This is a genomic window from Micromonospora sp. ATLC20 (genome assembly GCF_057196585.1).
The window spans coordinates 19,737-45,331 of the sequence record NZ_JBXUOV010000029.1 but is presented as its reverse complement, the minus strand read 5'-3'; the positions used below and the strand labels follow the sequence as shown (position 1 = coordinate 45,331).

The 25,595-nt window shown below is 70.4% G+C and carries 25 protein-coding genes and 2 tRNA genes; 18 read left to right on the top strand and 9 right to left on the bottom strand.

The features are described from left to right. On the bottom strand, positions 1-879 hold an 879-nt coding region (locus tag AC2CHG_RS09555; RefSeq protein WP_484524581.1), incomplete at its 3' end, for an ROK family transcriptional regulator. A 96-nt stretch (positions 880-975) separates the two neighbouring features. Next, positions 976-1,362, bottom strand: coding sequence for a hypothetical protein (locus AC2CHG_RS09550; RefSeq protein ID WP_135241524.1), 387 nt, complete (start codon positions 1,360-1,362; stop codon positions 976-978). Positions 1,363-1,631: 269 nt separating this feature from the next. Between AC2CHG_RS09550 and AC2CHG_RS09545 the strand changes: the two genes are divergently transcribed. The 8 genes from AC2CHG_RS09545 to AC2CHG_RS09510 all read left to right on the top strand — a co-directional run bounded on the left by AC2CHG_RS09545 (position 1,632) and on the right by AC2CHG_RS09510 (position 11,139). Continuing rightward, positions 1,632-1,704 (top strand) — tRNA-Asn (locus AC2CHG_RS09545). Positions 1,705-1,882: 178 nt separating this feature from the next. Next, the gene (locus tag AC2CHG_RS09540; RefSeq protein WP_262015204.1) at positions 1,883-4,018 is read left to right on the top strand and encodes an MMPL family transporter; all 2,136 of its coding nucleotides are present in this window, start codon (positions 1,883-1,885) and stop codon (positions 4,016-4,018) included. Continuing rightward, positions 4,011-5,246, top strand: a complete 1,236-nt coding sequence (locus tag AC2CHG_RS09535; protein ID WP_484524580.1) for an NAD(P)/FAD-dependent oxidoreductase — start codon at positions 4,011-4,013, stop codon at positions 5,244-5,246. The genes AC2CHG_RS09540 and AC2CHG_RS09535 overlap by 8 nt, the downstream gene beginning before the upstream one ends. Positions 5,247-5,366: 120 nt before the next feature. Continuing rightward, positions 5,367-5,443: transfer RNA gene (locus AC2CHG_RS09530), tRNA-Ile, on the top strand. 141 nt (positions 5,444-5,584) lie between these two features. Beyond that, positions 5,585-6,784, top strand: a complete 1,200-nt coding sequence (locus AC2CHG_RS09525) for a tyrosine-type recombinase/integrase (RefSeq protein WP_484524579.1) — start codon at positions 5,585-5,587, stop codon at positions 6,782-6,784. Positions 6,785-6,886: 102 nt separating this feature from the next. Further along, positions 6,887-7,804, top strand: coding sequence for a hypothetical protein (locus AC2CHG_RS09520; protein ID WP_484524578.1), 918 nt, complete (start codon positions 6,887-6,889; stop codon positions 7,802-7,804). Further along, entirely contained in the window at positions 7,804-10,173 is a 2,370-nt protein-coding gene (locus tag AC2CHG_RS09515; protein WP_484524577.1) for a hypothetical protein, read from the top strand. The genes AC2CHG_RS09520 and AC2CHG_RS09515 overlap by 1 nt, the downstream gene beginning before the upstream one ends. A gap of 486 nt (positions 10,174-10,659) precedes the next feature. Next, positions 10,660-11,139: a DUF488 domain-containing protein gene (locus AC2CHG_RS09510; protein ID WP_484524576.1), complete on the top strand. Its 480-nt coding sequence runs from the start codon at positions 10,660-10,662 to the stop codon at positions 11,137-11,139. On the opposite strand, the gene AC2CHG_RS09505 is transcribed toward AC2CHG_RS09510, so the two are convergent. Then, positions 11,105-11,944 (bottom strand): hypothetical protein, encoded by an 840-nt coding sequence (locus tag AC2CHG_RS09505; RefSeq protein ID WP_484524575.1) that lies wholly within the window; start codon positions 11,942-11,944, stop codon positions 11,105-11,107. The two genes, AC2CHG_RS09510 and AC2CHG_RS09505, sit on opposite strands and share 35 nt — an antisense overlap. A 259-nt stretch (positions 11,945-12,203) precedes the next feature. Here AC2CHG_RS09505 and AC2CHG_RS09500 point away from each other — a divergent pair, with 259 nt between their 5' ends. Then, positions 12,204-12,986: a transposase family protein gene (locus tag AC2CHG_RS09500; protein WP_484524574.1), complete on the top strand. Its 783-nt coding sequence runs from the start codon at positions 12,204-12,206 to the stop codon at positions 12,984-12,986. Between the two features lie 157 nt (positions 12,987-13,143). Here AC2CHG_RS09500 and AC2CHG_RS09495 read toward each other — a convergent pair whose 3' ends face one another. Next, positions 13,144-13,524 (bottom strand): hypothetical protein, encoded by a 381-nt coding sequence (locus AC2CHG_RS09495; RefSeq protein ID WP_484524573.1) that lies wholly within the window; start codon positions 13,522-13,524, stop codon positions 13,144-13,146. A gap of 487 nt (positions 13,525-14,011) precedes the next feature. Between AC2CHG_RS09495 and AC2CHG_RS09490 the strand changes: the two genes are divergently transcribed. After that, a complete protein-coding gene (locus AC2CHG_RS09490; protein ID WP_463840835.1) occupies positions 14,012-14,326 on the top strand; it encodes a hypothetical protein in 315 nt (104 codons plus the stop codon). A gap of 90 nt (positions 14,327-14,416) precedes the next feature. Here the strand turns inward: AC2CHG_RS09490 and AC2CHG_RS09485 are convergent, their stop codons facing one another. Next, positions 14,417-14,890, bottom strand: coding sequence for a hypothetical protein (locus AC2CHG_RS09485; protein ID WP_357209417.1), 474 nt, complete (start codon positions 14,888-14,890; stop codon positions 14,417-14,419). Positions 14,891-14,963: 73 nt separating this feature from the next. Between AC2CHG_RS09485 and AC2CHG_RS09480 the strand changes: the two genes are divergently transcribed. Then, on the top strand, positions 14,964-15,401 hold the full coding sequence (locus AC2CHG_RS09480; RefSeq protein WP_484524572.1) for a hypothetical protein: 438 nt from the start codon (positions 14,964-14,966) through the stop codon (positions 15,399-15,401). 132 nt (positions 15,402-15,533) lie between these two features. Here the strand turns inward: AC2CHG_RS09480 and AC2CHG_RS09475 are convergent, their stop codons facing one another. Continuing rightward, the gene (locus AC2CHG_RS09475) at positions 15,534-16,325 is read right to left on the bottom strand and encodes an AAC(3) family N-acetyltransferase (RefSeq protein ID WP_484524571.1); all 792 of its coding nucleotides are present in this window, start codon (positions 16,323-16,325) and stop codon (positions 15,534-15,536) included. A 108-nt stretch (positions 16,326-16,433) separates the two neighbouring features. Between AC2CHG_RS09475 and AC2CHG_RS09470 the strand changes: the two genes are divergently transcribed. The 3 genes from AC2CHG_RS09470 (at position 16,434) to AC2CHG_RS09460 (ending at position 18,144) form a co-directional block, all read left to right on the top strand. Next, a complete protein-coding gene (locus tag AC2CHG_RS09470; protein ID WP_357209419.1) occupies positions 16,434-16,940 on the top strand; it encodes a SigE family RNA polymerase sigma factor in 507 nt (168 codons plus the stop codon). Beyond that, positions 16,937-17,434, top strand: a complete 498-nt coding sequence (locus AC2CHG_RS09465; protein ID WP_484524570.1) for a hypothetical protein — start codon at positions 16,937-16,939, stop codon at positions 17,432-17,434. Before AC2CHG_RS09470 ends, AC2CHG_RS09465 begins: the two co-directional genes overlap by 4 nt. A 125-nt stretch (positions 17,435-17,559) precedes the next feature. Then, on the top strand, positions 17,560-18,144 hold the full coding sequence (locus AC2CHG_RS09460) for a GNAT family N-acetyltransferase (protein ID WP_484524569.1): 585 nt from the start codon (positions 17,560-17,562) through the stop codon (positions 18,142-18,144). A gap of 4 nt (positions 18,145-18,148) precedes the next feature. Here AC2CHG_RS09460 and AC2CHG_RS09455 read toward each other — a convergent pair whose 3' ends face one another. Together AC2CHG_RS09455 and AC2CHG_RS09450 are read right to left on the bottom strand one after the other, a co-directional pair. Beyond that, the gene (locus tag AC2CHG_RS09455; RefSeq protein ID WP_484524568.1) at positions 18,149-19,336 is read right to left on the bottom strand and encodes an FUSC family protein; all 1,188 of its coding nucleotides are present in this window, start codon (positions 19,334-19,336) and stop codon (positions 18,149-18,151) included. A gap of 50 nt (positions 19,337-19,386) precedes the next feature. Continuing rightward, positions 19,387-19,854 carry an SRPBCC family protein gene (locus AC2CHG_RS09450; RefSeq protein WP_355508363.1) on the bottom strand — a complete coding sequence of 156 codons (468 nt, stop codon included), beginning with the start codon at positions 19,852-19,854 and terminating at the stop codon, positions 19,387-19,389. A gap of 157 nt (positions 19,855-20,011) precedes the next feature. On the opposite strand from AC2CHG_RS09450, the gene AC2CHG_RS09445 reads away from it, so the two are divergent. From AC2CHG_RS09445 to AC2CHG_RS09435, 3 genes are all read left to right on the top strand, one after another. After that, positions 20,012-20,773, top strand: coding sequence for a GNAT family N-acetyltransferase (locus AC2CHG_RS09445; protein WP_484524567.1), 762 nt, complete (start codon positions 20,012-20,014; stop codon positions 20,771-20,773). Between the two features lie 80 nt (positions 20,774-20,853). Beyond that, positions 20,854-21,246 carry a hypothetical protein gene (locus AC2CHG_RS09440; protein ID WP_194802274.1) on the top strand — a complete coding sequence of 131 codons (393 nt, stop codon included), beginning with the start codon at positions 20,854-20,856 and terminating at the stop codon, positions 21,244-21,246. 75 nt (positions 21,247-21,321) lie between these two features. Next, positions 21,322-21,666: a hypothetical protein gene (locus AC2CHG_RS09435; RefSeq protein WP_357209425.1), complete on the top strand. Its 345-nt coding sequence runs from the start codon at positions 21,322-21,324 to the stop codon at positions 21,664-21,666. Between the two features lie 27 nt (positions 21,667-21,693). Here the strand turns inward: AC2CHG_RS09435 and AC2CHG_RS09430 are convergent, their stop codons facing one another. Next, positions 21,694-22,386, bottom strand: coding sequence for a hypothetical protein (locus AC2CHG_RS09430; RefSeq protein ID WP_484524566.1), 693 nt, complete (start codon positions 22,384-22,386; stop codon positions 21,694-21,696). Positions 22,387-22,433: 47 nt separating this feature from the next. Between AC2CHG_RS09430 and AC2CHG_RS09425 the strand changes: the two genes are divergently transcribed. Next, on the top strand, positions 22,434-25,577 hold the full coding sequence (locus AC2CHG_RS09425) for an AfsR/SARP family transcriptional regulator (RefSeq protein ID WP_484524565.1): 3,144 nt from the start codon (positions 22,434-22,436) through the stop codon (positions 25,575-25,577). Positions 25,578-25,595 lie beyond the last annotated feature (18 nt).

The following is a 25,595-nucleotide window of genomic DNA, read 5'->3' as shown; positions in this document are numbered from 1 at the left end:
GGCCACCGACAGCGTCCCGGCCGTGGCCAGCCGGTCCGCCAGCGCCGTCGAGCGCCCGGCCCGCGCGGCGCTCACCGCCTCGCGCACCAGTGCGACATCCCCGCAGTACGCCTCGACGCACCCGTTGTTGCCGCAGCCGCAGAGCGGCCCGTCCTCGGTGAGCTGGAAGTGGCCGATGTCGCCGGCCCCGCTGGCCGCGCCCCGGTAGAGCGATCCGGCGAGCACCAGCCCGCAGCCGATCGCCTCACCCAGCTTGACGTAGAGGAAGTCGTCGAACGGCCGGCCGGTGCCGGCGTGCCGCTCGCCGAGGGCCATCGCGTTGGCGTCGTTGTCCACCTGTACCGGGCAGCCCAGTTCGGCGGCGAGCGTGTCGCGTACCGGGAAGCGGTGCCAGCCGGGCAGGGCCGGCGCGGACACCGGCGTGCCGTCGCGGACCTCGACCGGCGCGGGCAGCGCCACGCCGACGCCGGTGAGCGACGTCAGTCCCGCCTCGACGCGCAGCTTGCCGAGCAGCTCGACGATGCGCCCGACCACCACGTCCGGGCCGAGCCGGACGTCCACCGGCTCGTCGTGCCGGGCGAGCGGGTTCAGTTCGCCGTCGGTGAGCGCGACCCGCAGGATGCCGTCGCCGACGAGCACCGCGCCGAACCGGACCTGCGCGCCGACGCGCAGCAGCGACGAGCGGCGTCCGCCCCGGGACGCGGCCGGCCCGGCGGTCTCCACCAGGCCGAGCGTGGTCAGCCGGTCCACCTCGGCGGCGAACCGGGCCCGGGGCAGGCCGAGGAGGTCGGCCAGTTCGACCCGGGAGCGTGGGCCGTCGTCGCGCAGCAGGCGCAGCAGTCGCGCCTGATCCGCCGTCTCCGGTCCGACCATCGGCATGTGGTCACCTCCCCACGGAGAATGTGCCACACCGCCGCCCGCGCACACGGGAGCGGGCCGGTCACCCGGAGGTGACCGGCCCGCTGTCCGCTTGCGTCAGAGCGTGTTGCCGGTGCTGGACGGCTTGGTGCTCGTGCCGGTGGTGGTCGAGCCGGACGCGCTGGTCGAGCCCGTCCCGTTGGCGCTGCGGCTGCCGACCGCGGCCGGCGTGCCGGCGAACGGCTTGTCGGCGTCGGTCATGCCCGGCTTGCCGCCGTTGGTGGCGAGCTTCTCACCGAGCTTGGTCTGCCCCAGCTTGTCCTTGCCCTCCGAGTAGAGCCGGTTCGCCTGGGCCTGCGCGACCCCGGCCGCCTCCTGGACGGTCGGGTGGTCGAGCACCTTGCGCCCGCGGACCACCAGCTCCTCGTACTTCTCCCGGCCGGCACGGGCGCCCAGGACGAATCCCGCAGCCAGCCCGCCAAGAAACATGATCTTTCCGCGCATGGCGGCTCCTTCCGTACCTGACGCTCTCGCCGGTTTCCCGCCAGCTCGGCGGAACGACCGTCTCGCGCCTGCGTTCTCTGTCGACGGCTAACTACCCATCCTGCTCTCCGCTCATGCCTCCCTGTGCCGAGATGACGATTTGTCCGGAATCCTGGCGCGTCAGCCGGTGCGGTCCTCCTCCGGTAACCCCCTGGCGCACCACCCCCCGATGTCCTGTACTCTTGTCCCCGTCGCACGGAGCGGAGAGATCCGAACCGAGCGGTGCACGGTCCCCTGTAGCTCAATTGGCAGAGCAGCCGGCTGTTAACCGGCAGGTTATTGGTTCGAGTCCAATCGGGGGAGCTTCGCTCCACGTCACGCCCGTCGGCATCGCCGGCGGGCGTTCGTCGTTCCGACGGCCTCCCTGCGGTGCCCGGCTGCCCGGTTTCCGCCCCCGAGGCCTCGTTCGCCCGGCAGGATGGTCGGCGTCGACTTAGACTCCCGCTGCGTCGATTGATGCGTCGATTCGAGGACGGTGGAGATGGCCGCAGGACGCAGCCGCTGGACCGCGACGCTGATCGCGGTGGCGGTGGTGCTGGGCTGGCTGATCGTAGGCGGCATCGCCGGCCCGTACTCCGGCAAGCTCGGCGAGGTCTCCACAAACGACAACGCCTCCTTCCTGCCGGCCGACGCCGAGGCCACCCGGGCGCAGGACCTGGCCGGCGGATTCGTCGACCGGGAGACCACCCCGGCACTCGTGGTCTACGAACGACCCGGCGGCCTCACCCCCGCCGACCAGCAGCGCATCCAGGCCGACGCGGCCCGCTTCGCCGAGGTACCGGGCGTGGTCGGCCCGCTGCCGCCACCTGTCGTCAGCCAGGACGAGCAGGCCGCCCAGGTGATCGTGCCGATCGACAGCGCCGAGGGCGAACAGATCCGGTCCGTGGTGCAACGCCTGCGCGACATCGCCGGCCCGGACCGCGACGGGCTCACCGTCGACGTGGCCGGACCCGCCGGGCTGCTCGGCGACCTGATCGAGGTGTTCAGTGCGATCGACGGGCCGCTGCTGCTGGTCACGCTGACAGTGGTGCTGGTCATCCTGCTCGTCGTCTACCGCAGCCCGGTCCTCTGGATCTTCCCGCTGCTGGCCGCCGGGATGTCGTACTCGCTCGCCGCCGTCTTCGTCTACCTGCTCGCCGACCACGACATCGTCAAGCTCAACGGGCAGGCACAGGGCATCCTCACCGTGCTCGTCTTCGGTGCCGGCACCGACTACGCGCTGCTGCTCATCGCCCGCTACCGGGAGGAACTGCACCGGCACGAGCGCCCCTGGGACGCCATGCGGACCGCCTGGAAGGGCGCCGCCCCGGCCATCATCGCCTCCGGCGCCACAGTCATCGTCAGCCTGCTCTGCCTGCTGCTGTCCAGCCTCAACTCCAACCGCGCGCTCGGCCCGGTCAGCGCCGTCGGCATCGCCGCCACGCTGCTGGTCATGCTCACGTTCCTGCCCGCCCTGCTGGTCCTCGGCGGGCGCTGGGCGTTCTGGCCCCGGCGACCCCGGTACGACCAGGCCGACCCGCGCACCGAGCACGGCATCTGGGCGCGGATCGCCGGCTTCGTGGCGCGCCGCGCGCGTACCGTCTGGGTCGTCACCGCCGTGGTGCTCGCCGCCCTCGCGATCGGGGTGACCCAGCTCGGCGCCACCACGCTCGGCCAGTCCCAGCTGTTCACCCAGCGCACCGACTCGGTCGCCGGGCAGGAGGTCATCGACAGGCACTTCCCGGCCGGCACCGGCAGCCCCGCCACCGTCTTCACCACCCAGGCCACCGCCCGGCAGGTCGCCCAGGTGGCGCAGGGCGTACCGGGGGTCGCCTCGGTGCTGCCGCTCGGCGAGCGGGGCGAGAACGCGCCGCCCGATCCGGACGCGCCCCCCAAGGTGGTCGACGGGCGGGTGCAGCTCAACGTCACGCTCGCCGACCCGCCGGACAGCAACGGCGCCGAACGCACCATCCGCGACCTGCGCGAGGCGGTGCACCGGGTACCCGGTGCCGACGCCGTGGTCGGCGGCTTCACCGCGATCAACGTGGACACCGCCGACGCCTCGGTACGCGACCGCGACGTCATCATCCCAGTGGTGCTGCTGGTCATCGCGGTCATCCTGGCCCTGCTGCTGCGGGCCCTGGTCGCCCCGGTGCTGCTGATCGCCACAGTGGTGCTGTCGTTCCTGGCCACGCTGGGCCTGTGCGCGCTGCTGTTCCGGTACGTCTTCGACTTCCCCGGCGTCGACCAGTCGTTCCCGCTGTTCGCGTTCGTGTTCCTGGTCGCGCTCGGCATCGACTACAACATCTTCCTGATGAGCCGGGTCCGGGAGGAGTCGGTGCGGCGCGGCACCCGCGCCGGAGTGCTCGCCGGGCTGGCCGTCACCGGCGGCGTCATCACCTCCGCCGGCATCGTGCTCGCCGCCACGTTCTCCGCGCTCGCCGTCCTGCCGCTCGTGGTGCTCGTCGAGCTGGGCGTGGCGGTCGCCGTCGGCGTACTGCTCGACACCATCGTGGTCCGCTCGCTGCTGGTGCCCGCGCTCGCGTACGACATCGGGCCGAAGGTCTGGTGGCCGGGCCGGTTGTCGCGGTCGCACCGCGAGGGCGACCGAGCCGGGGCGGGGGTGGACCGTGCCTGACACGGACGTGGTGGTCGTCGGCGGCGGCCTGGCCGGTCTCGCCGCCGCCCGGCGGCTGCACCGCGCCGGCGTGCCGTGGCGGCTGCTGGAGGCGGGCGACCGGCTCGGCGGGCGGGTCGCCACCGACCGGGTCGACGGGTTCCTGCTGGACCGGGGCTTCCAGGTGCTCAACGCCGCGTACCCGCGGCTCACCGGCCTGGTCGACGTCGGCACTCTGACGATGGGCTGGTTCACCTCCGGCGTGCTGGTACGCCGCGGCGACCGGCTGGAACGCCTGGTCAACCCGCTGCGCGAACCGACCGGCGCACCCGGCACGCTCACCGCCGGCATCGGATCACTGACCGACAGGTTGCGGTTCGCCGCGCTCGCCGCCGGCTACGCCACAGTGCCGGTCGGGCGGCTGCTCGGCACGCCCGAGACCAGCGCCGAGACGGCGCTGCGAAGGGCCGGGCTCTCCGACGCGATCATCGAGGAACTGCTCCGGCCGTTCCTGTCCGGCGTGCTGCTCGACCGCGAGCTGGCCACCTCCAGCCACGTGCTCGCGGTCATCATGCGCTCCTTCGCCCGGGGGAGGATCGGCCTGCCGGCGGACGGCATGGCGGCGCTGCCGAGGGCGCTCGCCGCGCCCCTGCCCGCCGAACTGATCGAGCTGAACACCCCGGTCACCCAGGTCGCGCCCGGCCGGGTCCGCACCCCGTCCGGCGAGATCACCTGCCGCGCCGTCGTGGTCGCTGTCGACCCGCCCGCGGCGGCCACGCTGCTGCCAGGGCTGCCGAGGGTACGCATGCACGCCTACACCACCTACTACCACCGCACCGACACGGCACCACTGGACGAGCCGATCCTGCTGCTCGACGGTGACCGGCGGGAACTGATCGCCAACACGGTGGTGGTGAGCCGGGCCGCGCCCACCTATGCCCCCGACGGCCAGCACCTGATCGCCACCTCGGTGGTCGGCCCGCAGGCCCCGCCCGAACCGGTGATCCGGCGCGAACTGGACCGCCTCTACGGCCGCTCCACCGCCGACTGGACCCACCTCACCACAGTCACCGTGCCGGACGCGCTCCCGGCCGCACCGCCACCGCAGGGCCGGCTGCGCAAGCCGGTGGCGCTCGGCGACGGCCTGTACGTGGCAGGCGACCACCGCGACAGCCCGTCCATCCAGGGCGCGCTCGCCAGCGGGTGGCGAGCGGTCGGCGCGGTCCTCGCGGAGTTGCGGCGCGGGTGAGCCGTCGACGGGTTGCGCGTTGTTATCCTCGCGTTGCCCATCGTGCTGTCGCGGCCGTGTTTCCGCCCGGTAGGTGGTGGTCCGCGCAGCGATCGGCGGGTTACGATCCGGCGCGGTCACGGGGCGGTAGCTCAGCCGGTTAGAGCAGGGGACTCATAATCCCTCGGTCGCGGGTTCGAACCCCGCCCGCCCCACCAGGTAGAACGCAGGTCATTCGATCTTTGCGTGGTGCTACTCGTGGTGCGAGCGAGCTACGTTCTGTCCCCATGGGGACAGCGAACGGGCGCGCGAAGCGCCAGCGGGGCGAGGTTGAAGAACTACCTAGCGGGTCGCTGAGGGTGAAGGTCTACGCGGGTATCGACCCCATCACCAAGAAGCGGCACTACCTGACCGAGACCATCCCAGCCGGCCCGGCCGCCCGGAAGAAAGCCGAGAAGGCGCGTACGCGGTTCCTCGCCCAGGTGGACGACCGGCGCAATCCGCGTACCCGGGCCACCGTCGACCAGCTGCTTGACCGGTGGCTCGAAGTCCTCGACGTGGAGGCGTCCACCCGGCAGGGGTACGTCAAGAAGCTCAACAAGCATGTGCGGCCGTTGCTCGGCAAGCTGCCGGTGGGCCGGGTGGACGCCGAGACGCTGGAGTCGTTCTACGCAGTGCTGCGGAAGTGCCGGGACCACTGTGGAGGCACTCGGAAGGCGATTGAGCACCGGAAGGCAGGGCCGCACGACTGCACCGACAAGTGTCGGCCGCATGAGTGCAAGCCGCTCGCCCCGGCCTCGATCCGGCAGATTCACTGGATCCTGTCCGGCGCGCTGAACCGCGCCGTCCGGTGGCGGTGGATCGCCGTCAACCCGGCAGATCAAGCGGAGAAGCCGGGGATGCCTCAGCCCAACCCGCACCCGCCAACGGCTCCCGAAGCGGCTCGTCTGGTCACCCAGGCGTGGAAGGACCCCGACTGGGGCGCGTTCGTGTGGGTGGCCATGACGACGGGGGCGCGGCGGAGTGAGCTGTGCGCCCTGCGGTGGTCCGCGATCGACCTGGACGCGGCCGTGCTGACCCTGCGGAGCGCCCTGTATGTAGACGACGCGGGGAAGCTGCGAGAGAAGGACACGAAGACGCATCAGCAGCGGCGCGTGGCGTTGGACGCGGAGACGGTAAAGGTGCTGCGCGACCAGCTGGCGCGCTGCGAGGAACGCGCCTCGGCCCTCGGGCTGTTGCTGGCCGCTGACGGCTACGTGTTCTCGCCGGACCCGGACGGTGGTACGCCGCTGGTACCGGACATGGCCACTCAGCGATTTAGCCGTATGGCCGCGCGCCTCGGCATCCCCACGAACCTGCACGCTCTGCGCCACTACTCAGCAACGGAGCTGATCGCGGCCGGTGTCGACGTTCGGACTGTTGCCGGCCGGCTAGGACACGGCGGGGGCGGTGCGACAACGTTGCGCGTGTACGCGGCTTGGTTGTCGGAGTCCGATCAAAGAGCTGCCGCTACCCTGGCGGCTCGTATGCCTGCACGGCCAGTGTCACCAGCTTCATGAGGTGACAGACGTCAGGGTGCCCCAGAAGAAAGAGGCGCTCGCCTGCCCGTCCAGGCGCTGCCCGATCCGCCGGGACTGACGGCTGCGTGCCACCATGTCTGCATGACCGCCAACAACACCCGTCGAGGTGGGCGCAGGTGGGGACGCTACTTGGCGGGTGTTGTAGGAGTGCTGGCCGTTGCTGGCCTCGGCGTGGCGACTAACATCGGTACCAATCTACCCTTACCCGACTGGGAGTGGTTGGACAAACCGGGCGTAGTATGGCCTATCGCGGGCATTTTGGTCATTGTAATCTCCATCGTGACGATCATCGATATGCGTTCCGGCGGCGACGAAGGCGATGGCAGTGGAGAGCAGGTTGGCGCGGGGCAAGTAGTTATCAACTCTCCTTCTGGTCCAGTCTTTACCGGGCCAGTGCAAGCGCAGTCGGCGCCACGCGAAGACCTGGCCCAAATCGACCTGCCGAGGCAGGGTGGCCGTGCTGAATCCTTCGCAGCCTCTGCGGTGGCTGGGACGCGCATCGGCTTGGTGGTGACTCGATTCATGAGTGACCCATCGGGCATTCAGTGGGAAGAGATATACAATCAAGTACGAATAGGTACAACGACTACGGAAATCACCGTCCAGGATGCGAGGAACGCGCCCGATGTTCGCGTCGACATTCTGGTAATCGTGCACGAGGCGCGGTTGGTGTTCATATCGCCGAGCCCTCTTCGAACCACTATCAGCCGCGCGCGTTCTGCGTTGCAGGAGCAGCCATCGCTGTCGATTGGACTATACCTAGTTGGGCCGGAATGTGAAGCGGCCAAGGACCATGTGAACCATTGGTTCGACTTGGATTCGCCCATGGCATCGATATATATCATCGGTGTTGAGTCCGCGGTCGGTCTCCGAGACGAGATGGCCCGCCTGCTGCAGGTAGTTATAGACCGTGACCCCCGACGCAGTCGTCCTTCCACTCTTGCGGACGATTTTGATGGCCCGGGAGAGTTGTACGATGCAAGATTGGGTGATTACTGATGAATCTGGCTTGGATTGCAGCAGTTCTTGAGCCGCTAGATATTGCCCTGGATCCACACTTTCCTGACGACGAGTACGACAGCACTGGACCGGCCCGACTGGCTGCCACCGTTCTTGGACGGCAATGGCGTCGCCAGTTGGAGTCTGAGGTGTCTTCGGCCGAACCGCACGACTTAGTGGATCTGGCTCAAGGATGCTTGAGGAATGACTTAATCGCCGAGTCCGTGCCGCAGCTCGCGGCTGCTCTCATTGAATCGCCCCCTAGTGACAGGGCCGAGTCGGCCGCCCTGGCTCTGATTGTTGCTAGTGCTTCTGGTGAGCTAGATGACTACAGCACTTGTCTCATGGTCCTTGATTCGCAATTGAGCAGGACCCAAAGAGAATCGACTGCCGATGACGCTCTTTTGACTGCGGTGCTGTTGCAGCAGAAGGCTCTCCGTATGCGTGATGCAGGCAAAGCCTATCTCGGGGTTTCGGCAGAGGCGGAAAGGGTTCTGTCGAGCTTGGTTGTCGAGCGCTGCAGCTCATTCCGAATGAGGTCTTCGGTCTCGCATTCACCCTACGTGACTCTTGCGCGAATGCGAGACGGCCTACTCTATGCTATTAGTAGCCTCGTTCCATTGGATGCGCCAGAGCGACAGAAAATCGCAGGACTGTCAGCGCGGCAAACGCGAACATTGGGTCAAGAAGTTAGCGTTACTGCGCGAACGGCGAGAGGTCGCGCCAATGGCTATGCGGAATATGTTCGAAATTCCTTCACTCGGGAATTTGATACTCGATCAAGCGTCGTCATAGGCGGCACGGGGTACGTCGATCTTTTCCCGCATCTTCTGTCGTTTGAACTTATTGGTGATAGTGCTGTCTATCCTGCGCGTCGCGAGCTCGCCCTTTTGCGGCTACTGCAATCGGAGGGCAGCGAAGTTGACTTGGCCGACGCCCTACGCCTGCTGCGACAAGCCGCAGCGAAGAAGGACCTTGGCCTAGTACTGCGGCGGCTGCGTGATGCGGGTCCGCTCTCCGCAATAAGTCGTGATGGCCGTCAGATTTTGCAGAGACGGACGTCGCCGGAGTTGCTGCGGACAGTCGAGTTGCAGGTTCTGGAAGCAGCCGCAGACCTGCTCACTCCGACTGAGGCTCGCCTCGGTCTTGAAGCTATTAAGGCAAGTCTGGCTGCAGGTGGCCCGCCGGACTTGCCGGGCATGTGGCAACTGGCCGTACTGCGCCGCGAGGCAGCTTGGCGGGCAGCTGCCGCATTGGCGAACATGTGCAGTGCGGGGGCTGAAGTATCCGACATGCTGCTGGCTGAAGTGAAGGCAGATAGCCAAGACCGACAACTGTTCGACACGGCAGTGCAGCGAGCCTTGTCAGTGCTTGATTGGGATTCCTTGCCGGATAAGGCCAAAGAGGCTTGGGCGACAATCATGTTGTCGCATCAGGATCGTCTACCTCGCGTGTCGAGTGTGATTGCGGACCGGCTGGGTCGGATTGAGCCGCCCCCTACCGGCGGTTCTTCGCTCGATATGTTGGTCTATCAACTTAATCTTGCGATCAAGGAGCAAGTGCACGACCGAACTCTTATTCAGGACGCTGAACAGCTAGTTCAGGGGATGATTGAGAATGTCCGCTCCGAGGCGGCGAGCGGAGTGCACTCGTTTGGTGGCATCAATCCGGGTGACGTTGCAGCCAGTCTAATTGTCGTCACGGGCAGCCGGAGTCTTTGGAGATATTTGGCAGGACTCTTGACGGATATGCGTGTGCCGCGTGATGCTCGAACGCCTGCCTTTGAGCGGCTTGCTCGCGCTAACGTGCTGATTCCGGAAAGGTTGGTTGAGTCGTTTCGTGCGCACGCTCAGAAGTTGCTGTACGGGAAGACGCCTGTGGACTTTGATTCCCCGCTTTGCCCGTACCCGGCTGCCTTGAGATTCCTTGGTGCGTTCGAAATTCTGCAAGATGCCGATGTGTATGACGCTATTGCAACCCTCGCCGGTGGCCGTACTGCTGCCAGTCGTCGTGAAGCAGCCGTGACGGCGGCGATCCTCGCACATAAAAGGCCGCTGCCCGCGCTTCTGGCGTTGGTTTTGCCACTGGTTGGTGATGAGAACCCGGAGGTCCGAGCCGCCGCGGGCCGTGCCCTAGTGCTCCTTCAGGATCCGAACGACCTTGGCGTTGTCGCGGGTCGCCGTATTGTAGATCTCCTCGCCGAAGACGGAATCTTGGTGCCCATGGTTGTGCTTCGGGAGTTGGGCGAAGTGTCAGGTTCACTGTCGCCGTCCATACGACGGCGAGTCGAGGAAGTTTCTGAAAGGCACAGTTCGCAGATTGTGCGTGCTCGTGCTAAGGAAGTTATCGAGCAATCCGGTCAAGGATAGATCCTGTGTTCAGGCTGCCCACGCAGAAGTCCGTTCGCGCGGGCTACTGACGTACCGGGCAGGCCGGACGCTGGCGCGGCGATCACGTCATCCGGGCCGGGAAGAACGACCGGGGCGACCGGTCGGTGTTCTGGGTTGAACGCCACGAGGGGTGAACCCGCTGAACCATCTCCGCATCTCCGCATCTCCGCAACCTGCTGCGGAGATCACACCCTCTTTGCGGAGATGGCCCTTCAGCAGCACTCCGCATCTCCGCAAGCATTTGCCCAGCTCGCAGCCGTGTTTGCGGAGATGCGGAGATGGTTCAGCCCTCCCGCGCAGCAACGCACCAACCACCCGCCGCCGGCCCGCGCAGGCCAGCCCGCCGAGAGCACTTGAGCCAACCCGTTGCCGTCTGCGGTCCGCTTCCGTTCGCAGGTGTGCAGGGCGGCACACTTCTTGGCCGTCCCGATGGTCTTGGCAGACGAGTCATGAAAGGGTGTCCCGATGAGCGTCACCTTAGCTGTGAGTCACCGGATCGGTATCCTGGGTGTCGGCTACGAGGGCCGCTCCATCGATGAGTTCGTGACCGGCCTCGCCGACATGGGCGTCACGCGCCTAGTCGATGTCCGGATGACGCCGATCTCCCGCAAGCGTGGATTCAGCAAGTCGGCCCTCAGCCAGGCACTCGCGGCGCAGGGCATCGTTTACGAGCATCGCCGGGAGCTTGGTAACCCGAAGGAGAACCGCCCCGGGTTCGGTGGCAACCCCGAAGAGTTGCGATCCGCGCGGGCGGTGTACGCCTCTCGGCTGCACCACGCTGAGTCGATGGCGGCGCTCAATGCGCTCGCCGAGACGGCGCAACGTGAGCTGGTAGCGCTGCTCTGTTTCGAGGCGGATGAGAGCCGTTGTCACCGCCAGGTCGTGATGCGCGCACTCGAAGACCGGATGCCTATCGTTTCGGCCAGTACACGCCCAGCACGCTGAAGACGTGCACGCGCTTGGCCTGGTTGCCGACGTAGAAGGCGACGTCGCGGTTCGGCGCGCACATCTCTCCCAGAAACTTGGCCTCCAGCGCTTCCCGTAGCGCAGCGTCCGAGTAGCCAGCGAGCCGGCGTTGTAGCGCTACCAACTCCCAGTCGATGACGTGCTGCTTGTGTCCTTTGCATCCGGGTTCGTGGCAGCGGTAGTGGTACGCCGCCTTGAAGCGGGGCGCCTGTAGCGGGGATCTGCTCCGGCCGCTGAAGAGGTCCGGCTGACTCGCGTAAGCCTCGATCTTGCGTTGCTCGTCATCGTCCCAGCCGGGGTGCGGCGTGACCTTGAGCGCGCGAACTTCCTTGGGGCGCACCAGGGCCAGCGATTGCGCGTCAGCGCGCTCCTGAGCGTCGCGATTGAGACGACACATCGAATCCTCGACGGCCGGGTCAAGCAACGGCTGCCGCGACCGCCAGCCATCGAGATGGCGTTCCTTCTGGATCCGCTCCATGATCGGCCTCCAGCTTTCGCGCCGCTGATCTTGCCGCGCCGGTTTCGCGTCAACGGAGATGATGTCGTACTTCTTGAACGCCTCGTCGCTGTCAAGATGCCGGAAGTTGATCGGGTAGAGGCGGACCCATGTCGGTCTCAACACGTCCGTCCGTAGCCCCGCTACACAGACGGTCTCTCCGTACTTCTCGGAAGGGTTCGGTGCAGCCTTCACAGTGATCAGGAGCTGTAGCCGAACGGTGCGGTCGTCGGCCGGCTTCGGGTCAGGCCCTGCTTCGCTTGAACCGAAGAGCGACATCTGCGCCATGCGCGCCTCCAGCGGGGATAGCCGTAGGTAGTCGTGTGATCACGCGAGGGATTCAGGTTCTCACGGGATCGACTGATCGGCATAGAGCGCGTGGTGCCGCTTGTGGTGCGAAGCGAGGACGGCTTAAGTGAGCTCTTTTCATCGTGATCAAGGGCGGCTGACCAGGTAGGCGGGGGCGGCGTGTCGATTGTCCGGATAGGACGAAGCTCCCGGTAGGACAGCAGTCGACCAAGACGCACTGCCCAGCACGGGAGCTTCGTTGCTGACCTATCCTGCCAGTATCCCGCTGTCCACGCGCAGCCTGACCCGCCTGACCGAGATGATCCGCGACCGCCGACGTGCGCTCGGCGGCCGCTGGCGGAGGCTGCCTGCGCAGCAGCAGGCGCTGATGGCCTTGGCCCATCTGCGCAACGGCGACACCCTCACCCGCCGCGCGGCCGGCTTCGAGGTGTCGGTGGCCACCGTGTGGCGGTACCTACGCGAGGCCGTCGACCTGCTCGCCGCCTGCGCCGACGACCTCACCGCCGCCATGCGTCGGGCTGCCCGGTTGGCGTACGCGATCCTCGACGGCACGCTGATTCCCATCGACCGGGTCGCTGACCAGCGGCCCTACTACTGCGGTAAGCACAAGCGCCACGGGGTGAACGTGCAGGTCCTGGCCGACCCGGCCGGGCGGTTGGTCTGGGCGTCGGCCGCGCTGCCCGGCGCGGTCCACGACCTCACCGCCGCCCGCACCCACGGACTGATCGACGCGCTGACCAGCGCAAACGTGCTGACCTTCGCAGACAAGGGCTATCAGGGAGCCGGCGGAAGCGTGCGCACGCCGTTCAAGCGCCACCGCTACCGACCGAAGCTGTCCCGCCGCCAGCGGGCCGTCAACCGTGGTCATGCCCGGCTCCGCGCCCGCGGCGAACGAGCCATCGCCACGCTGAAGACCTGGAAGATCCTGACCAAGCTGCGTTGCTGCCCCCGCCGCGCTACGGCGATCGTGCAGGCCATCCTCGTCCTGCACCGCGTCGAGACCAGCCGCTACTCAGGATGAAAACGGCTCAGTGGTTGTAGTGCTGCAGAGTCGCCTCGACTGTGGCTGTAGTTGCAGCTAGTGGGCGCAGTCTCCGTCACGAGGGCCACTCATAATTTCTCGGTCGCGGGTTCGGGCCCCGCCCGCCCCACCACGCGCAACGCCCTGCTCAGCCGAGCTACCAGTACCTGCCGCAGGTCGGCTCGAGCTTGTCGACCGCGCTCTCCAGGTCGCCCGTGTCGCTCGCCACCTTCACGATCGCTTCCGCATATTCGAGCTTGGGCTTGATCGAGCGGACCTCGACGTCCTTCCGGCCTGCGGCCATGGTGAGCACCTGGAACTTCTTCCGCAGCGTGCGGTCGGTCTGCTCGCCGCCCACCCTGTTCGCCACCGCCTCAAGGTTGACCAATCGGGTGGAGGCCTCCGCCCGGGCGTTGACGAGCTCGGCCTCCACTGTCGAACTGGCGGCGACCCCGACCAGGATGATCAGGCCGGCGATGGCCTTCTCCAACGGGCCCTTGACGGTGGTGCAGGCCGCCTTGTTGCTGGCGGTGGCCACTTGCGTGGCCTTCTTGGTCGTGGTCGGAGCTGCGGGGGCCGTCGAGGATCGCGGGGTGCCCGAGTACCGGGGGGTCGGCGAGGTTTCGGGTGCACGGGTCTGTGTGGCCGTCGGTGCCGTGGGCGTGGGGACGGGTGACTCCGTGGCGCTGGGTGACTCCGTGGAAGCGCCCGCCGCCACGGCCGTGGGCGTGCTCGGCATCTCGTCGGCGCGGCCACACGCCGAGGCGGTGAGCAGCATCGCAGCGACCGCTGCACAGAGCCCGAACCGTCGTACCGTCACGTCGTATCCCATCTCGCGATCTTGCGGGAGCGTGACGATACATGGCGGAGGCAGTGGCGGCCATCAACCGGCTGGACCGGCCGCCCAAGACAATCACCTGCCGGCGAACAGCCGGGGGAGCGCTACGAGGTGTCTCGCTGTACGGCTTCGCTGACGGGCCGTCGCCAGTCTTCCCGATCGCAACTCGCGTCGGCATGCTTGCCCGATGGAGAATCCGCACGCGTCGGTGCCGCTTGCCCTGCACCTGTATTGCAGGGTCGACGTCCTGGTGACCGACGCTGAGGCTCTTGCCGATCACGCAGTCGCCGAGCTGCGAGAGGCGAAGATCGACTGGTCTGCGGAAGACGACGACCTCGAATCGGCGGTGGGAGAGCTGCGCGGCAGCATCGCCGACTCGCTCGGGGCGGTAGCGGACATCAGCCGCCTGATCGAGGGCGTCCCGGGAGTCGAGTTCCGAGGCGGTTGGTGCCGGGCCGAGCCGGGGCCGCCTCGGGAGATCCCCGTTCCCGGAAGCCGGTAAGCGCCGGGGTCTGCCGGCGTGCGGTCCGCAGCCGGTCCGGCAAGAACCTGGCGGACGAGCGGTGGTAGCAGATGAGTGGTTCTCCGGGGATCAGGGCTTGGGCGCGACCTGGATGATGCTGCTACCACTGGTGGTCGTGTTGCCGTCGCCGACCACTGACGTGACCAGGTCGTAGAAGCCCGGCTCGGCGTCGGGACCGATCACGATCGTGCTGACGGGACGCTCGCCGGGAGTGCCCGCCGGCCGGACCGGTGTGGCCGTGAAGGTGACCAGTCCGGCCACCGCCGAAGCGGCCTTCAGGTCGTCCACCGTGCCGTACGGGCCCGTCAGGTGTGCGGTCAACTCGACCTGCGGCGAGGTGGAGCCGGGCTCGTCCGGGGACTCGACGGTCCACCGCACGGTCAGGGTCTGGCCCGCTTGGTACGGCCTGTCGACGTCCAGGTCCTCGCAGCAGGTGTACGCCGGGGGCGGCACCTCCGCCACCATCTCGGACGGTTCGGCGCCGCAGGCTGCCAGCAACGGCACGACGAGGCAGCTGAGGAGGCGCAGGCGCGGCGAGTTCATGCGCAGGATCGTAGGCAGGGTCCACCGCTGTCAGGGGGCGGCGGACAGATGTACCGCGGCCTATGGTTGCCGCGTGAACAGACGCCTGTGGGTGGTGTCGGCGCTGGCCGTGACCGCGCTGCTCGCCGTTCCGGTGACCGTTGTCGGCGTCCACGTGACCCACCCTCGGAACGAGGACGGCTACCTGGCGCACCTCAAGCAGTACGGCGACCGGCAGAACGACAGGCCGCTGGCGGTGTTGCCGCCGACCGCGGACCTGGTCGCCGAGGGCGACGCGGCGTGCGACTGGTTGCGCGAACAGCCGTACGCGCTGTGGCGGCACGATCCGGAGTACCGCGAGCTTGTCGTCTACGAGCGCTACGTCCGGCAGGTCGAGAACCGCCTACCGGCCTGGGGCGACGAGCTGCCCGACCGGCGATCGGTGACGGGAGCCGCGTGGACCCACCTCTGCCCGGCCGAGTGGGAACTACGCCAGCCCCGCCGTAACCCCTTCGCCCCCAAGCCGGACTGAACGCGCGGCCCGTCGTACCCGGTGCCCTCGCAACATCGATCTTGGAGTTGTGGCACCTCGCAAAAGCCGCGTGCGGGACATTCGAGGTGCCAAAACTCCAAGATCGACGAAGAATCCGCGCGCGGCGGGCGGTCAGCGCCCGCGGTTCGTGGCCATCCAGGCGGTGGCGAAGTCGACCAGGGTGCGCTGGCGCATCAGCCGGGCCGTGGCGCCGCCGACCCGGCTGATCGTCGCGCCGCCTGTCGCCTCGAAGTCGGTGCCCAGCCGGTCGAAGTCGTCCTCGTCCGTGACGACGTCTGTCCACGTGGTCCACCGGCTCGTGCCGTCCGGCAGCCGTACCGCCGAGCCCGTCATCGCCCGCGGCGGTGACGCCTGCCGCCACTCCGCCAGGTGCAGCGAGGTGTTGGAGCTGTGGTCGCAGCCGAGCAGCAGCACCTTGCCGTCGAGCCGGTACACCGCACCGAGCGGGGAGTGCTCGCCCAGCGCGTCGTCGAGGCGGTGCCTCTCCACGATGTCGGCGGCGTGCGCGCCGAGCGCGGCGAAGGACACCTGCGGGTGGTCGCTGCGGCGGGCGCCGGGCCAGGTGCGTACCGTTTCGGCGACGGCGCCCATCCACCGGCTCGGCGTGCGCGCGGGGTCGAAGCCGGGGGTGTGCTCGCGGATGACGGGCCACCACGCCTCCGGTACGGGCGGATGCCGCCACCCGGCCGGGTCCGTGTTGTCCGGCGTGTGGGTCGGCACGACGAGGGTGCCGCCCGGTCCGAGCGCCGCCAGCAGCGCCCGCACCACCGCCTCCGTGCCGCCGGCGACGAACCCGAGACTCCGGTACGACGAATGCAGCAGCAGAACGTCACCCGGGACGATGCCGAGCGCGCGCAGGCCGTACGCGAGTGAGCTGACGGTGTGCGGTGCGGCCTGGTCCACGCGGCGCAGTGTAGGCGGAACCGCCGCACAGCGATCTCGCCGATCCCGGGATAGCGGCGGTGCCCTCCGGCGTCTGTCACTGGTGAACGAGAAAACGAGGGTGGTGCGGTGGACGAGGACGAACGGGCGGTGCTGGCCGAGTTCGTGGCTAGCCGTGCGCCGGCGCTGATACGGGTCGCCTACCTGCTCACCGGTGACCGCAGCAGTGCCGAGGATCTGTTCCAGTCGGCGCTGTCGAAGGTCATCCCGAAGTGGCGGAGCATCCGGCACGCCGACCCGGAGGGCTACCTCCGTGCCGTCATGTACCGGGAGCAGGTGAGCTGGTGGCGGCGGTTGCGTCGTCGCCGGGAGTCACCGGTCGGGGTGCACGAGCCGGTGGTGGCCGACCCGGCCGGCGGTACGGATCTGCGGCTGGCATTGCGGGCGGCGCTGTGGCAGTTGCCGCCGGCGCAGCGCACCGTTGTGGTCCTGCGCTACTACGAGGACCTGCCGGAGGCCCAGGTCGCCGAACTGCTCGGCTGCTCGGTCGGGACGGTGCGCAGCCGGACTCACCGGGCGGTCAGCCGACTGCGTCAGATCCTGCCGGACAGCGAGCTTCTGGAGATGCGGCGATGAGTGATCCGTTCGAAGGTCTGCTCCGCTCCACCCTCACCGACATCGCCGAGGAGGCACCGACTGTGCAGGACTCATTGACCAGGGCGGAACGGCGGGTGCGTAACCGTCGACGCAACACGGTGGCGGCAGGTGCGGCGGGCATCCTGGCGGTGCTGGTGATCGGGGCGCCGTTCGCCTACGCCAGCCGCGGCGACGATCCGGTGATCTCGCCGCAGCCGGGCACGAGCGCCCCGCAGCCGGACCGGACCGAGCCGGTTCCGGCCCCGCCCGGCGTGGCGTCGCCCGTCCCGGTCGGCCCGGACGGCCGGCGGATGCCGGACGGCGCGGACCCGACTCGCCCGGGTGTGCCGTCGCCCGTCCCGGATTCGCCGGGCGCGCCGTCGCCCGTCCCGGTCGACCCGGACCCGAGCATGCCGGCCAGTCCGGTCCCGGCTCCGCCGGGCGTGCGGTCGGACAACCCCGTCGGCCCGTCGCCGAGCCCCGTCAGGCGCTGATCGACGCGCACGATCCGATCGGATCGGTGCCGAGAGCTGGGTCCGCGCCGATGGTGGCGGGCCCAGCTCTGCTGACGATCCGAACCGGATTGACACGCGGGGCGGGCCGCGGGGGAGAGTCGGGCATGAGCTTTCCGCTGTCGACGCCATCCGCTGTTCCCGCCGGCACGCTCACCAGCGGCCCGCAACCCACGCTGTTCGCGGCCGACGGCCTGGTCCTGCGCCCCTGGGCGGACGGGGACGCACCTGCTGTGCTGGCCGCGTACCAGGATCCGGAGATCCGCCGCTGGCACACCCGCCGGCCCGCGTCCCCGGAGCAGGTCTTGCAGTGGTTCGCCCACTTCCGTCGTTCCTGGCAGGAGGAGACGGGCGCGAGCTGGGCGGTGACGCGCGACGGCGCGGTGGTGGGCCGCATGACGTTGGGCGGCGTCAACCTCGACGACGGCGAGGCCGGATGCGCGTACTGGGTGGTCCCGGCCGCCCGTGGCGCGGGCGTGGCCTCCGGTGCGTTGCGGGCGGTGAGCGCGTGGGCGCTCGGAGACGGTCGGCTGCACCGGCTCTGGCTCGACCACTCGACCGGCAACGTCGCGTCGTGCCGGGTGGCGGTCAAGGCCGGGTTCCGGCTGGAGGGCACCAAGCGCAGCGCGGCCGTGCACGACGACGGCCGGCACGACATGCACCTGCACGCCCGCGTCCGCGGGGACGACTGACCGGTCACGACTGCGCGGCGGCCACCTCCCGGATGCGCCGCAGCGCCTCCGCGCGGTCCATCCCGGTCGCCTGGAGGATGTCGCTCGCGGCGGTCCGGACCTGCCCCACGATCACCGTGCCGGACAGCCCGGTCCCGGCCAGCTCCGCGCGCGTCGCCGCCGCCACCGCACGCAGCGCGTGCCGGCGGGCATCCTCCGGGCCCCGGTCCGCGAGAACCTCCTCCTGTACGGCGTGCACCGCCGCGCCGAGCGCCTCCACGGCGTCCGGCAGGCTCTCCGGTATCGGCTCCCCGTCCTCGATCAGCACGACGGCCCGCCGGGCCAGTACGCGGGTGTTCCAGACCGCCTGGTCCACGTCCGGCGCGCTGAGCTGGTAGTGCCGGACGGAACGCCGCCTCGGCCAGCGCGCCGGGGCGAGGTCGACGGTCTCCTTCGCGCCGCCGAACACGTCCCAGAACCGGCCCAGGTCCGCGCCGATCGCCTGCGACCGGCTGAGCGCCCGGTCGGCCAGCTCGTGGTCGCGTCGTCGTAGCGCGGCGGCGGTCGCCGCTAGCTGGTCGGCGAGTTGCCGCAGCGTCGGCGCGGCCACCCGCCGCATGACCCGCAGCGGGTTGATCGGCACCAGCAGCAGTGTCACCACCAGTCCCACGCCGCCGCCGATCAGCGCGTCGACGAAGCGGGGGAACTCCAGCGTGTGCCGGGAGGAGGAGAGCGCGCCGAGCAGCACCGCCGTACCGCTGGCGTTGCCCACGATCCCGCCCCGCGTACTCAATGCCAGCGCGACCAGGACGGACGCCGCGACGATCACGCCGGTCTGCCACACCCCGGCGCCGACGGCGCCGATCAACAGGTCCGACACGATGATGCCGAGCGTCACCCCGGCGAGCAGCTCGACGGTGTTGGAGAGGCGTCGCCCGAACGACGAGGTGATCACCGCGACCGCGGCGGCCGGGGCGAAGATCGGGCTCGGCATGCCGGTGAGCCAGCGCGCGGCGGCCCAGGCCAGCGCCGCCGCCAGTCCGGCCTGCACGGCGAGTACGGACTTGATCCGCAACTGCTGCATCCGGTCCCGCCCGGCGGCCCGGCCGCGCTCGTTCGCGCGTTCCCACGCCTCGTCGAACCGTTCCGCGTCCAGGCCGGCGCGCCGCGACGACCCCCGCCGGCCGCCGCGCCCCGCCTGCTGCCCGGTCACCGCCGGCGGCTACCCGCAAAAGCCGCCGCCAATCCCGGCGTCCGTCGTGGTCAGGCGCCCGGTTCGAGGTACGCGGCCAGGTGCGCCAGCGAGGACGCGATGCCCTCCTCGTGCACCGCCTGGTCGATGCCGGGCGGTACGCCGGTGGCGGTGACCGTCACAGCGGTGCCGTCGCCTGCGGCCGCGAGGTGCCAGGTCATGGTCATGGTGCCCGCGTACGCCGGGTCGTCGGCCTGGAACACGGCCGTCTGCACGACCCGGCGCGCCGGTACGAGTTCGGCGAACCCGACGTCGACCACGTCCGTCGCGTCCGACGTCTTACCAGGGCTGCCGGCCGGGTCGAGATAGGTGAGCACCATCCGGAACCCGCCGCCCGGCCGCGGATCCCAGCGCTCGATCCGCCCGTGCATCCCGTCCGGCGGCAACCACGCCTCCAGGGCTGCCCGGTCCACGAGCGCGCCGTACACCGCCCCCGGATCGGCGGCGATCGTCCTGCTGCCCCGATCGACCCTGCTCACCCCCCAACCCTAGGCCCCGCGCCCTCCCGCCCGCGGGTGCGCTCGTGGACCTTGGAGTTGTGGCACCTCGCGTAAGCCGCGAAGCGGGCATCTGAGGCGCCACAACTCCAAGATCGGCGGGGAGCGGGGGCGGGGCGCGCCCGGTACGCTGCCGCGCATGCCGGTACGACCGCACCTCGACGACTCGCTGCTGGTCGGGGACGACGACACTCCGCTGGCCCGGATGCGGGTGCGGGACGACGACGGCACTGCGGTCGCGGCCGACGTCCGGCCGCTGCCCGAGGCACCGCTCACCCGGCTCGTCGCGCAGGTGCGGCGCGACCTCGCCGGGCACCGGCTGGAGACGCCGGACGAGGCGCTGGCGGCGGCACTGGTGGCCGACGGGCTGACGCTGGACCGGGCCGCCACCGAGATGCGGCACGATCTCATCGACGTACCCGAACCGGTGGCGCTGCCGGACGGCTGGTCGCTCGGCGCCCCCGGCTGGGACGACGACCTCGCCGAAGGGCTGGACGCGGCGTACGGCCCGGACCACCCGGACGGCCGCTGGCAGCCGAGCGACACCGACGAGGTACGGGCGATGTTCGACACCGGCGAACCGGTGCCGCCCCTGGTGCCCGCCTCGGCCCGGCTGGTCGACCCGGACGGCCGCAGCGCCGGGCACGTGCTGTGCGCCGGGCCGGTGCCGTGGACCGACGACGACTGCGTCTGGATCCTCAACCTGGGTGTGGCGCCCCGCGCGCAGCGGCGCGGGTTCGGCCGGGCGCTGCTCGTGCACGCGCTGCGCGGCGCGCGTGAGGTCGGGCTGCCGTCAGTCGGCCTGTCGGTGGTCGACGGCAACCCGGCCCGCCGCATGTACGACGCGGCCGGCTTCCGCGTCCTCACCCGGGTGCTCACGGTCCGGATCCCCGAGGCGTAGGCCGCTGGCGTCAACGCGGCGTAGTTCGCGGTCGCCGCGCCGTTCCACTGCGGTTCCTTCCATGCACTAGCGTCGGCTGGGTGGGGAAGCATGCTGCGAGCTACGAGCCGTTGACTGTGGCGCGGCTGGGCGAGTTGCTCGTCGAGGTGGACGACAGCCGTCGCTGGCGGTTGGTTGCGGAGTTTCTGGAGGAGTTCCGCTGGGAGCCGCGCGAGACCCGCATACGGTTGCTGCAGGGGGAGCCGGCACCCACCGGAGACGAGCATTGGGACGTGTTTCTCGCGGCGCTGGTCGAGCACCTGAGCGCGAAGGACGGGCACGGCCCGCCGCCGTGGGTCGAGACGCGGTCGCTGCGGCGGTTCTGGTTCCCGTTCAACACCAAAGCTGCTCGAGTGGATGCAGTGGTTCACGCACCGGCCGCGTTCCGTCGCCGTGGTGTCTACGTGTCCGCACATGAGCTGGATGTGGCATGAGGCCTGAAGATCCCCTCCTGGACCGTACCGCGATCGTCGACGCGGGACATCGACGCCGTTTTCCAGCCGCACGGGGTGGTTCTCGACGAGGCCCGAGCGGTGGCGGACGAACTCGGCCTGCCGCACTGGTGGCTCAACGAGCAGGCGAGCGCCTATGTGGCTCCTGGCGGTGACGCGTCCGCTCCACGTGTCTTCGACCACCCGGGCCTTCGAGTCGCCGCTGCGTCTCCAGAGCATCTGCTGGCCATGAAGGTGCTTGCCGCCCGGCGGCGGGATGCCGAAGACATCCGCTTCCTCATCGATCACCTCGGGCTGACGAGTGCCGAGCAGGTGCTGGATCTGTGCGCCGAGATCTTTCCCGAGGAGGAGGTGCCGGGCCGGGCAAGGCTTGTGCTCGACGACGTGTTCGGCGCCGATTGAGGCCAGGAGTAGCTGCGCGGTGAACCTTCAGACGCCGGTGAGCAGAGGGCGGTGCTCGGACCAGAGCCAGCGCAGGTAGTCGCGCAACCGTTCCGGGGTGGCGATCCAGCCCTGGCCGGGATAGCGGAGCAGCCGGCTGACCTCGCCGGCCACCAGGTCGTACCCGGCCGCGCCGGTCTCCGGCACCGGGGCGTCCGGTGCGACAGCCACCGGCAGCGGGACCATCGGGATCCGCAGGCCGGCGTCGTCGCAGGCCCGCAGCACGGTGAGATAGACCCGGACCAGGTGGTACGGCGAGACGACGAGCGCGACGCTGCCGACGCCCAGCGCCCGTACCTGCTCCACGATCCAGGCGGCCTGCCGGCCGGTGCCGGTGACCGGCTCGGGCTGGAGCACGACCCCGTCGGTCCGGCGCAGACCGAGCCCGCGCAGCCGGCCCGGTGTGAGCGGGCGGTACGTCCGCTCGGCCGAATCGGTGTTCGCCACCAGCAGGTGCCGCAGTGCGGGGCTGGTCTCCCAGGCGCGGATCGCGTCGGTGAGACGCCAGTCCTCGCCCTGGCCGGTGGCCACCACCAGCGCGTCCACCCGCTCGGCGGCGCGGTGGGGGAGCGTGAGAACCATCGTGACCGCCTCCAGCACCGCCAGGAGCCGGTCGGCCGGGACGTCAGCGAATGCCTCCGCCTCCACGAGCCGTGGCAGCGGGCGGGACACACTCGTCACCCCCGCGATCTTGCCACCATCGGTTCGACGGCGGGTGAGAGAGTGGCATGGTGCGGGTGGGGATCCTCGGGCCGCTTGAGGTCCGCGACGGCGATCGGCCGGTCGACGTCGCCGGGGCGCGGCTGCGGGCGCTGCTGATCCGCCTCGCCCTGGACCCGGGCCGGCCGGTGAGCGTGCCCGCGCTGGCCGAGGCGCTCTGGGGTGACGAGCCGCCCACCGACACCGCCAACGCGGTGCAGACGCTCGTGTCCCGGCTGCGCCGGGCGGTGCCCGGGCTCGTGGTACGCAGCAGCCCGGCGGGTTACCGGCTCGACCTCGCCCCGGACGACGTGGACGCCGGGCGGTTCGAGCGGCTGACCCGGCAGGGGCGGGCGGCGCTGCGTGACGGGGACGCGGCGACGGCGCGGACGACGTTGCGCGACGCGCTGGCGCTGTGGCGGGGGCCGGCGCTGGCCGAGGTCGCCGACGTGCCGTACGCGGCGGCAGCGGTGGCGCGGCTGGCGGAACTGCGGCTCACCGCGCAGGAGGATCGGATCGACGCGGAGCTGCGCACCGGGCGGCCGGAGCTGCTGGTCGCCGAACTGGAGGAGCTGACCGCCGCGCATCCGCTGCGGGAACGGCTGGGCGAACTGCACCTGCGGACGCTCGCCGCCGCCGGGCGGCCCGCCGAGGCGCTCGCCGCGTACGAGCGGATCCGGCAGCGGCTCGCCGACGAGCTGGGCGTGGACCCGTCGCCGCAGTTGCGGGCCGCGCACCTGGAGCTGCTGCGCGGCGAGGCGGCCCCGGCGCAGCCGACGGCCGTGACGCGGGGCAACCTGCGGACCGCGCTCACCACGTTCGTCGGGCGCGACGAGGACCTGCGGCGGCTCACCGGGCTGCTCGCCGGCAACCGCCTGGTCACCCTGCTCGGGCCGGGCGGAGCAGGCAAGACGCGGCTGGCGAGCGTGGCGGCGGGCCGGCTCGCCGACGGCGTACCCGGCGGGGCCTGGCTCGTCGAGCTGGCACCGATCACCGACCCGGCGGACGTACCACGGGCCGTGCTCGACACGCTCGGCCGCCGGGACCGGACGCTGGAACCGGTACGCCCGCCGGCCCGCGACCCGCTCGGCCGCCTGGTGGAGACGATCGCCACCGACGAGACGCTGATCGTGCTGGACAACTGCGAACACGTCGTCGAGGCCGCCGCCCGGCTCGCCGAGGAACTGCTCGGCCGCTGCCCGGGACTGCGCGTGCTGGCCACCTCGCGGGAGCCGCTGGGCATCGTCGGTGAGGCGCTGGACCCCGTACCCCCGTTGCGCCTGCCACCGGCGGACGCGACGCCGGACGACGCGCTCGCGTACCCGTCGGTGCAGTTGCTGCGCGACCGGGCCGCCGCCGTGCGGCCCGGGTTCGCGGTGACCGGCGACAACGTGGCGGCAGTGGTGGAGATCTGCCGGCGGCTCGACGGCCTGCCGCTGGCCATCGAACTCGCGGCGGCGCGGCTGCGGACGCTGTCGCCGCGGCAGGTCGCGGCCGGTCTGGACGACCGGTTCCGGCTGCTGACCGGCGGCAGCCGCACCGCGCTGCCCCGGCACCGCACGCTGCGGGCGGTGGTGGACTGGAGCTGGGGACTGCTCACCGACGACGAGCGGCGGCTCGCCGAACGGCTCGCGGTCTTCCCGGCGTCGGTCACCGCCGACTCGGCGGCCGGCGTCGCCGGCCCGGCCGCCGCCGCGCTGCTCGACGCGCTCGTCGACAAGTCGCTGCTCCAGGTCGTCGGCGACGGGCGGTTCCGGATGCTGGAGACCATCCGGGAGTACGGGCTGGAACGGCTCGCCGCCGCCGGGGCGACGGCCGGGGCGCGTGCCGCGCACGCGGCGTACTTCCGGGAGCTGGTCCGGACCGCGGAGCCGCACCTGCGCACGGCCGGTCAGCTGCCGTGGCTGCGGCTGCTGGAGGCGGAACGGGAGAACATCGTCGGCGCGCTGCACCACGCGTGCGACGCCGGTGACGCCGACACCGCGCTGCGCATCGGCGCCGGGCTGGCGTTGCCGCTGGTGATCTGGGGCGACGACGGCGGCATCGGCGGTGACGTGCTGGCCCGCGCGCTGGCGCTGCCCGGCCCGGCACCGGCGGAGGAGCGAGCGGTGGTGCTCGCCATCCGCATCGGTTCCGAGCTGGCACGCGGCGAGCAGGTGCCGCCGCCGGAGCAGCTCGCCGAGCTGACCACGGCCCTGCGGGCGGCGGAGGGGACCAAGCATCCGATCGTCGGGCTGCTCGCACCGATGCTGTCGATCTTCGACGACGACACGGCGGCCGGGATCGCGGCGATCGACCGGGCGCGCGGGCACCCCGACCCGTGGACCGACGGCACGTTGCTGGGGATGCGCGGCAAGTTCAAGGAGAACGACGGCGACGCCGAGGGCATGCTGCGTGACCTGACCGCCGCCGCCGCCGAGCTGCGCGCCGTGGGCGAGCGGATGAGCCTGTCGCACGTGCTCAGTGAGTACGCGGACGCGCTCACCAAACGCGGCGACTTCGAGGCGGCGACCGCGGCGCTGGAGGAGTCGGTTCGGCTGGCCCGGGAGCTCAACCCGGCCTCCGAGCCGGGCTTCCAGCTGATCTGGCTCGCGGCCATCCGCGCCCGCTCCGGCGACGTGGCCGGCGCCAAGGCCGAACTGCGCCGGTTCGTGACCGACCGGGACGGCCGGGACGGCGCGTTCGGGCTGATGATGCTCGGCAGCATCGCCCGCTCCGACGGCTCGCTGGACGAGGCGCAGGAGTGCCTCGCCGAGGCGATGCGCCGCCAGGCCGCGACGCCGCTCGTCGCCCCGCAGTTCCGGGGCCTGCTGCTGGCCGAGATGGGCCACCTGGCGCTGGCCCGCGATGATCTGCCGGGCGCGCGCCGGTGTCTCGACGAGGCGACCACGCGGGCCCTCGCCGCCCGGGACATGCCGGTGGTCGCGATCGTCACGGTCGGCTGGGTGGCGTTGGCGGTGGCGGAGGGCCGGTACGAGCGGGCCGCCGAACTGCTCGGCGTCTCCGACTCGCTGCGCGGCCGGCCGGACCGGTCCAACCCGGACGCGCAGCGGCTCGCCGAGCGGCTGCGCGCCGAGCTGGGCGAGGAGAGCTACGCCGCCGCGTACACCAGGGGTCATGGCCTGAGCCGGGCCGACGCCCTCGCGTGCGTGGGCGGCGACCCGGCTGGATGATCCTTGCGCCGGGCGGCC